The sequence below is a fragment of the Deltaproteobacteria bacterium genome (genome assembly GCA_020845895.1).
Classification (GTDB): domain Bacteria; phylum Lernaellota; class Lernaellaia; order JACKCT01; family JACKCT01; genus JADLEX01.
In genome coordinates this window covers 1-7,168 of sequence record JADLEX010000028.1, presented here as the reverse complement: position 1 = coordinate 7,168, position 7,168 = coordinate 1, and the positions used below count along the sequence as shown (strand labels likewise).

The 7,168-nt window shown below is 66.4% G+C and carries 6 protein-coding genes; 1 reads left to right on the top strand and 5 read right to left on the bottom strand.

Annotated features, from left to right (window positions below; genetic code table 11):
• Positions 1-97 precede the first annotated feature (97 nt).
• From IT350_03525 to IT350_03505, 5 genes are read right to left on the bottom strand one after another with little or no spacing between them, the layout of a single operon-like run.
• Complete coding sequence (locus IT350_03525) at positions 98-2,608, bottom strand: zinc dependent phospholipase C family protein (protein MCC6157096.1); 2,511 nt, start codon at positions 2,606-2,608, stop codon at positions 98-100.
• An 11-nt stretch (positions 2,609-2,619) separates the two neighbouring features.
• Complete coding sequence (xseA, locus tag IT350_03520; GenBank protein MCC6157095.1) at positions 2,620-3,969, bottom strand: exodeoxyribonuclease VII large subunit; 1,350 nt, start codon at positions 3,967-3,969, stop codon at positions 2,620-2,622.
• A 5-nt stretch (positions 3,970-3,974) separates the two neighbouring features.
• Positions 3,975-4,499, bottom strand: a complete 525-nt coding sequence (locus IT350_03515) for a TlpA family protein disulfide reductase (protein ID MCC6157094.1) — start codon at positions 4,497-4,499, stop codon at positions 3,975-3,977.
• A gap of 4 nt (positions 4,500-4,503) precedes the next feature.
• The gene (locus IT350_03510; protein ID MCC6157093.1) at positions 4,504-4,980 is read right to left on the bottom strand and encodes a hypothetical protein; all 477 of its coding nucleotides are present in this window, start codon (positions 4,978-4,980) and stop codon (positions 4,504-4,506) included.
• A gap of 11 nt (positions 4,981-4,991) precedes the next feature.
• Positions 4,992-5,399 (bottom strand): hypothetical protein, encoded by a 408-nt coding sequence (locus tag IT350_03505; protein MCC6157092.1) that lies wholly within the window; start codon positions 5,397-5,399, stop codon positions 4,992-4,994.
• Positions 5,400-6,165: 766 nt separating this feature from the next.
• Here IT350_03505 and ccsA point away from each other — a divergent pair.
• Positions 6,166-6,957 carry a cytochrome c biogenesis protein CcsA gene (gene ccsA, locus IT350_03500; GenBank protein ID MCC6157091.1) on the top strand — a complete coding sequence of 264 codons (792 nt, stop codon included), beginning with the start codon at positions 6,166-6,168 and terminating at the stop codon, positions 6,955-6,957.
• The last annotated feature ends 211 nt before the right edge of the window (positions 6,958-7,168 follow it).

Below are 7,168 nucleotides of genomic sequence, written 5' to 3'. Positions count from 1 at the left end.
TTTTCACCGCGCGTTCACGAAGAAAATTACGAATTGGCTGAAGTCCGGTGTCTAGGTCATCCATCTTTCGCCCTCGCTTTCTAGGAAATGTTATCTCTCAACACCCGCACCCGTCGTCATCGTCGTCGGACGAATTCGATCCGCCACCCGCGTCATCATCGGACTGCGCATCATCGTCCACGTCATCATCCGCCGCATCGTCGTCATCCCCGGAGTCGTCGTCGGTCGCGTCGTCGTCTTCCCACGCCGAGCCGGTCACGGGAAGCGCGATGCTCGAGCGCTCGGACCATAGCCCCGCACCGTTTAGCGCCCACGCCGAGACGAAGACCTCGTCGAATCCGTGGGGCACCGGGCCGATGTGCAGCGTCGTCGCCTCGGCGACCTCGGCTTCGTCGAAAAACTCGTCGGTTCCGTCCGTGCGCCCAATCGCGAGCCGCCGCGTCGTGATGCCCGAGTGCGGATCGTCCGCCGCGATCGTCACCGTCACGTCGCCGCCGTTGCGGTGCACACTCGGCGGATTGACCGTGATCTGCGCCTCGCCGGGCGCGGAGCCGTCGAAGACCGACGCGTCGCCCACGCCCTCGGGAAAAGTGGTCGAGCCCGAGCGCACGCGCACCGCGGGGTAGATCGCGTCGCCGTCTTCAGGCACCGCGTCGAACTCCGCGAATGCTGTCTGGTCCTGCCCCACCGCGCTCCATGCGCGCAGATCCTCGCCGCCCGCGCTCGTGCCCAGCGCCACCTCGAAGACCGCGTCGGAATCCGCGAGTTCGAGCGCCGTCCACCACACGTGGATGCCGTCGGGGTTCGAGGTGTATGCGTCGGGATCCTCCACCACGGGCCGGGGCTTCGCGGTCACGACGACCAGCACGTCCTCGCCCGCCGCGCCGCTCGCGGTCACCGGGTCCCCCGCGACGGCGAGATCGGACGACGCGGTGACGCTCCAGTCGCCCGCCGCGACGACTGCGTCGGCGTAGCCCTTCGCACTCGCCGCGAGCACGGCGCGCGTGCCCACATCGATCGCCGCTCCGGGCACCGGCTCGCCCGTCGCCTCGTCCTCCGCGCGCACGCGCAAAATGAATTCTCCGCCCGGAAAATCCTGATTCACGAGACGCACCGAGTTCGGCCAGCGGTCCCACGTGTCGAAGAGCAGGTCGTACGTGCCGAGGCCGAGGATGTCGATCGCATCGGTGGCGTAGAATGCGTCGAAGCGCGTGGTGAAAAACGGATGGTCGGGCTCGGCGTCGCTGACGAGATCAAGCACGTAGCCGAGCGTGTCGTCGGTCGGAAACGCCGACGGATCGGCCGTGACGGTGATCGTGGTGCGCGCCGTGTCGCCGTAGAGGTGCGGATCGGTGTTGATGGTCTGCGTCGACTGGGCGATGACGACATCCTGCGCGGGATCGACGCCGACGACGTAGCGCCGGATGCGCGCGGTGATGTCGCGGCACGCGGTCCCCACGGCGAACAGCGTGACCGTCGCGCGCAGTTCGTCCGGCGGATTGTCCGCATCGACCGCCGAGATCGGATTGTCCGATTCGTTCGACCAGCGCAGGTCATAGACCGCGATGGCTGGCTCCGCGGCGAAGACCCCCGGGCGAAGCCCCGCGAGCGAGCCGATGGACCCGGCCTTCATCGCCTTCTCGGACCAACTCGGCCATTCGTCGTACCACCGACTGCCGGGCTCGAACTCCCGCACGTAGGTCGGGCCGAGATCCTTATAGTCGTTCAGGTACATCTCCCAGAAACCCGACTGCGTGAACGCGGGACCGCCCAGGAGCCGGTCGAGTTCGTCACGGTTGATGAGCGGATCGGTCGCGGCGACGGTCGGCGGCTCGGCGCTGCCGTGCGCGACGGTGCGCCACGCGCCGGTCTCGATCCACGCGGCGGCATCGGCAAGCGGATCGCCCGTGGCGGCGAACGCGAAGTCGCGCCACTCGCCGATCACGCGCCGCGCCGCGGACAGCTGCACGTCCGAAACGGCGACGCCGACCGGCGGACCGAAGTGCTCCTCGGCGGCTTCGTTGTAGAAATCAAGCACCTCGGTCAGCGCGCCGCCGATGAGAAACACGTTCGCGAGTTCGAGATAGTTCGAAAAATCGGCGTAGAGAATTTCGAGCCAACCCTCGATCAGCAGCTCGTTTTCGCCGCCCGCGTGGTCATCGAAAAATCCCTCGACCACGGACAGCTCGCCCCACTCGCCGAGCATCGCCATGCGGGGGGTGAGAAATACCTGCGCGCTCGTGTCGCCGCCGACGTGCATCATGTAGCCCACGGCGAACGCGAGCTTCCACGGCGTCGTTTCGTATTCCGCGATCGCCTTTTCGTACACGTGCCACGCGAAGTAGCGATCGTGCGGCTCGAAATACACGCCCGGCAGCACGCGGCCGATGTCGGGAAACGTCGCGCCGAGTTTCAGATACGGCAGGTTCTCCGCCGCGCCGATCACCTCGGCCTCGCCCTTCGGCTCCGCGATGGGATCATCCGCGAGCATGTCGAGGTAGAGCAGCGCCTCACCGATGTGCGTCGCCGGGCCGTAGGCGAGCGCGGGCGACGCGCATACGGCCATGAGCGTCAAGGCGAAGGCCATCCGCGAGATTCGATTTTGCATGCTCATATCCCTCACTCGGTCTTTCCGCCGCGCACGGCGGTGACGTTCGCGTCTAGTTCTCCACTCGCGAGGCGGATCGCCACTGCGTCGCCCGCGTGAAAATCGCCCGCGCGTCGCGCCACGCGGCCCGTTCGCACATCGCGGACGATCGCGTAGCCGCGCGCGAGCACCGCCGTGGGCGACAGGTCGTCGAGCCGCGCGCGCAGCGCCGTCGCGTCCGCGTTCGATTCGCGGAGGTGACGTCGGATCGCCACGCGCAGTCGCTCGTGCGCGAGGTCCACGCGCCGTCGCCGCTCGTCGATCAACCGCCGCATCGGCGGTGTCATGCGCACCGCCACGCGTTCCATTTCGCGTCGCTGCGTCGCCAAGCGCCTTCGCGGCTCCTGCCGACGCAGCCGCGCCGAAAGGTCCGCGATGCGTTTCACGTCGCGCGCGCCGCGCCGCGCCCACCACGCGCGCAGCCCCGCGTCGGCGCGGTCGTGCCGCTCGATCGCCAGGTTGATGCGCCGCATCGTGGCAAGGCCGAGTCGACGCGCCGCGCGATCGGCGAGCTCGCGCTGCGCGCGGTGATCGGGCACGGACGCTTGCGCGGCGTGCGTCGGCGTCGCCGCGCGCAGATCGGCGGCGAGGTCGCACAAGGTCACGTCGATCTCGTGGCCGATGCCGCTGACGATGGGCGTTCGGCATTCCGCTACGGCGCGTACCACCTCGGGGTCGTTAAACGCCCACAAGTCCTCGGGGCTGCCACCGCCGCGCACAACGAGGATCACGTCGCACTCGCCGCGTCGGTCGAGCAATTCGATCGCGCCGGCGATCTGGGCGGGGGCCGCCGCCCCCTGCACGGGCGTGGGCGCGACGATAACGCGAAGCCCCGGCTGGCGCGCGAGCAGGATGCGCAGCGCGTCGAAGAGCGCCGCCGCCGAAAGGCTCGTTACCACGCCGACGCAACGCGCGTCGTCGGGAATCGCGACCTTGCGTTCCGCGTCGAAGTACCCCTTCGCCGCGAGTTCGAGCTTGAGGCGCTCGAACGCCTGGGCAAGCGCACCAGCGCCGACCGGTGCGAGCGTTTCGACGCCAAGTTGAAGGTCGCCGCGCGGCTCGTAGATCGTGAGCCGCCCGGTGGCGACGATTTCGGTTCCCTCGGCGGGATCGAACGCGAGAAAGCGAGCCGACGTGCGGAACATCACGCAACGCACCTGCGCGGCTTCGTCCTTGAGCGTGAAGTAGAGATGTCCGGACGCCGCCCGCGTGAGTGACGCGATCTCGCCCTGCACGGCCACGTCGCCGAACGATCCCTCCAGTTCGCGCCGCGCCCCGGAGACGAGGGCTTTGACGGTCAGCACCGTCTTCCGGCGAGGCATGCGGGTCACGTCGTGGAGCCGGGCGTGATGAGTTTTTCGATGTCGGCTTGCAATACGGAGAGTGGTGGCGCGCCGGTGTAACGCTTCACGAACGCACCCTGTCCGTCGAACAGATACGACGTGGGAATGGCCTGAAAGCCGAATTCGATCACGAGCTCGGGCTCGGCCGCGCCGACGTCGTAGCGCATCGCGTGTTTCTTCGCGAGGCGCTCGGTTTCGGCGGGCGCGATGAAATCGACCGAGAGGCCCAGCACACGCAGCCCGCGCGCTCCGAAGCGCTCGTGCAGCGTGTTGAGCGACGGAATCTCGTCGATGCACGGCCCGCACCAGCTCGCCCAGAAGACGACGAGCGTGGGCCGGCCGGCGAGAGCGCCGAAGCTCTGGCGCATGCCCTTGATGTCGAAATACCCGCCCTTCACGAGCGTCACGCGCGAGGGGTCGCCCGCGTTCGTGACGGTCCCACTCGCAAGCAGCAGCGCGACGGAAGCGAGAACAACGCCCAATCGGCGCGCATGTGTCCGAATTCTCATGCTTCTAATTCCAGCTTTCCACGCGGTAGTCCGCGGCCTTGTAGCGGGCGTCGTGCTGACCGGTGACGGAGAACGGGTGACTCGCGCCCGGGGGAAGCGACTCCGGCAGATCGACCATGGATGGCTCCGTCGCGATTTGCGCGCGCGACTCGTCAAAGAACATCACGCGGACCGTGACGGAGCGGATGGGTCCGCCCGACTGATTCTCGATGCGGCCGGCGATCGTGTACTTCCCTTGGGCATCGACGGTCCACGACGCGTCCAAAATGCTCACCGTCGGCGCGACTTGAGTTTCGACGATCGAGACGACCGGCGCGGGTTTGGGCTTCATGAGCACGACGATGAGCGCGGTCAGCAGCGCGATCGCCGCGATGCCGAGCGTGACAAATCTCCACGCCCCGCGACGCACCGACCGGATGTCGGGCTCGATCTGCCGATCGGATTCGTCGGCGACCGGCATCGAATCTCGATTGTCGTCCATCGCTTCTTCCCTTACGGCGCGTCGGACGGCCGGTCGCCCGCTTCCGAGTATCCGAGCACCGTGAATGTCCCGTCGCGATCCTCGTCCTTCTCCTGTCGATATCGCCCCGTGTCCGGTTCCAGGATCTCGCGGTACTCGAAGTACCTGTCGAAATCCGCGTCGAGTTCCAGTCGCGTCACATCGCCGTCCACGAAGTCGTTCACGAAATCCGCAACGCCGTTAAAGTCGCGATCCCATTCGGCCCGGCGCAGCTCGCCGCCTTCCCAGATCTCCAGATAGTCGGGCCGACCGTCGCCATTCGTGTCGAGCGTGATCCGGCGATCGTGCACCTCGAGGAAGACGCGAAACACCCAGTCGGCATCAACGGTGGCCGCGCTCACGACGACCAGCGACGCGCACAGCCCCACCACATACGCCATCCGTCGTCGGCGATATCCGTCCAAATTGCCGTCCGCTCCCACTCGCCGTGACATTTCTCGTTCGCGAAAACACATATCACGCGCGGCGATGGTGGACAATCGCGCGCCCACGCTCCAGTCCATGCTCCGAAAACCTGATCCAAATCCTTGACGCGTTCCGGGCCGCGCCGTAAAGACCGCCCCGGACTCGGCGACCGCCGGGTCCTTCGGGTCCGGAAACGAGGCGATTATGGGTCGGTTCATCGCGTCGATGGTGGCGTCGCTGGGTTCGGGAAACCTCGAGCAGGTTTCCATCGGCTTCTTCGACCTCACCTTTTTGCTCTTCGTCGTCGCGGCGACGGGTTACACCGCGTTTCTGATGAAAGGCTCCGATCGCATCTGGCGCATCGGATTCATCGCGCTCCTCGCGGGCATCTGCGCCATGACGCTCGCGCTCGGCCTGCGTTGGGCCGCCGCGGGGCTCTATCACCCGCCGTGGAGCAATCTGTACGAATCCCTCGTGTTCTTTTCGTGGGGGCTCGTGGTCTGTTATGCAATCATGGAGGTGAAATACCGCGTGAAATTCGCGGGCGCCTTCATCGCACCGCTCGTCATGATCGCCCTCGGCCTCGCGACCTTCGCGACCGACAAAAACATCCAACCGCTCATGCCCGCCCTGCAGAGCATCTGGCTGCATTTCCACGTCTTCGGCGCGTCGATCGCCTACGCGATGTTCATCGTTGGGTTCGGTTTCGCGGTGCTTTACCTCTTCCGCGACGGCCTGCCGATGCCGAATTTCCACACTACCGCCGCCGCGTTCAACGTGCTCGCCATCGCCGCGGTCACCAAGGGCCGCGTGTTGGTCGCCGGGTTCCCGCTCTACCGGAGCGCCGAACTGGGCGGGCGTTTCGTGCGCACGCCGATCCCCGACACCGATCCGGTGAAATTTCTGACGATGGAGCTGCCGGGCCTGGGCGCGATGACGCTCGTCGCGCTCGTCGCCTTCGCCCTGGCCACGGTATTCGGCGTTTTGGCGGGCAAATCGGACTCGTCGATCGCGCGTCGCCGCTCGTTCGGGGGCCTCGCGTTCGCCACGATCCTGCTGACCTTCGTGCTCGGCCACATGATTGCGCGCTCGGGCGCCGCGCCGAACTACAACCTCGCGGCCAACGGATACGGCTTCGCGCTGCTCGCCGCTGGCTGGATCTTCGCGGTCCTCACGATCACGCTGGAAATGGCCGGCGATCGCCTGCGTGAGCGGCTGCCCGCCACCAAGGTGCTCGACAACCTGACGTACAAATCGATCGTCGTCGCCTTTCCCATCCTCACCTTCATGCTGCTGTCCGGCGCGATCTGGGCGAATCAGGCGTGGGGGCGCTTCTGGGGCTGGGATCCCAAGGAAACCGCCGCCCTCGCAACGTGGTTCGTCTATCTGATCTACCTGCACACGCGCATCACGCGGGGATGGAAGGGACGCAAGACGGCCTACATCGCCGTGCTCGGCTTCGCGAGCGTCCTGTTCACTTATCTCGGCGTCAACCTCGTCATCTCGGGCCTGCACTCTTACGCGACGGGGTGAGGCGAAGGCCCTCACCCTTCCCCTCTCCCGTCATGACGGGAGAGGGGTGGCGAGCGAAGCGAGACGGGGTGAGGGGACTCCACACCCCCAAATCCGCGATTGATTTTGATCGGCAATAAAAAACCTCGTTGAATCCGGTAGGATGGCGTTGCTGAGACGCTCCGCAGATTTCACCAACGAGGTGATTCCATGATCGCGCAAACCGTCCTTC

Coding starts and splice junctions, on each gene's coding strand:
- xseA (MCC6157095.1), bottom strand. CDS start 3,969: ATGCCTCGCCGGAAGACGGTGCTGACCGTCAAAGCCCTCGTCTCCGGG.
- ccsA (MCC6157091.1), top strand. CDS start 6,166: ATGCCGAATTTCCACACTACCGCCGCCGCGTTCAACGTGCTCGCCATC.
- IT350_03505 (MCC6157092.1), bottom strand. CDS start 5,399: ATGGCGTATGTGGTGGGGCTGTGCGCGTCGCTGGTCGTCGTGAGCGCG.
- IT350_03515 (MCC6157094.1), bottom strand. CDS start 4,499: ATGAGAATTCGGACACATGCGCGCCGATTGGGCGTTGTTCTCGCTTCC.
- IT350_03525 (MCC6157096.1), bottom strand. CDS start 2,608: ATGCAAAATCGAATCTCGCGGATGGCCTTCGCCTTGACGCTCATGGCC.
- IT350_03510 (MCC6157093.1), bottom strand. CDS start 4,980: ATGGACGACAATCGAGATTCGATGCCGGTCGCCGACGAATCCGATCGG.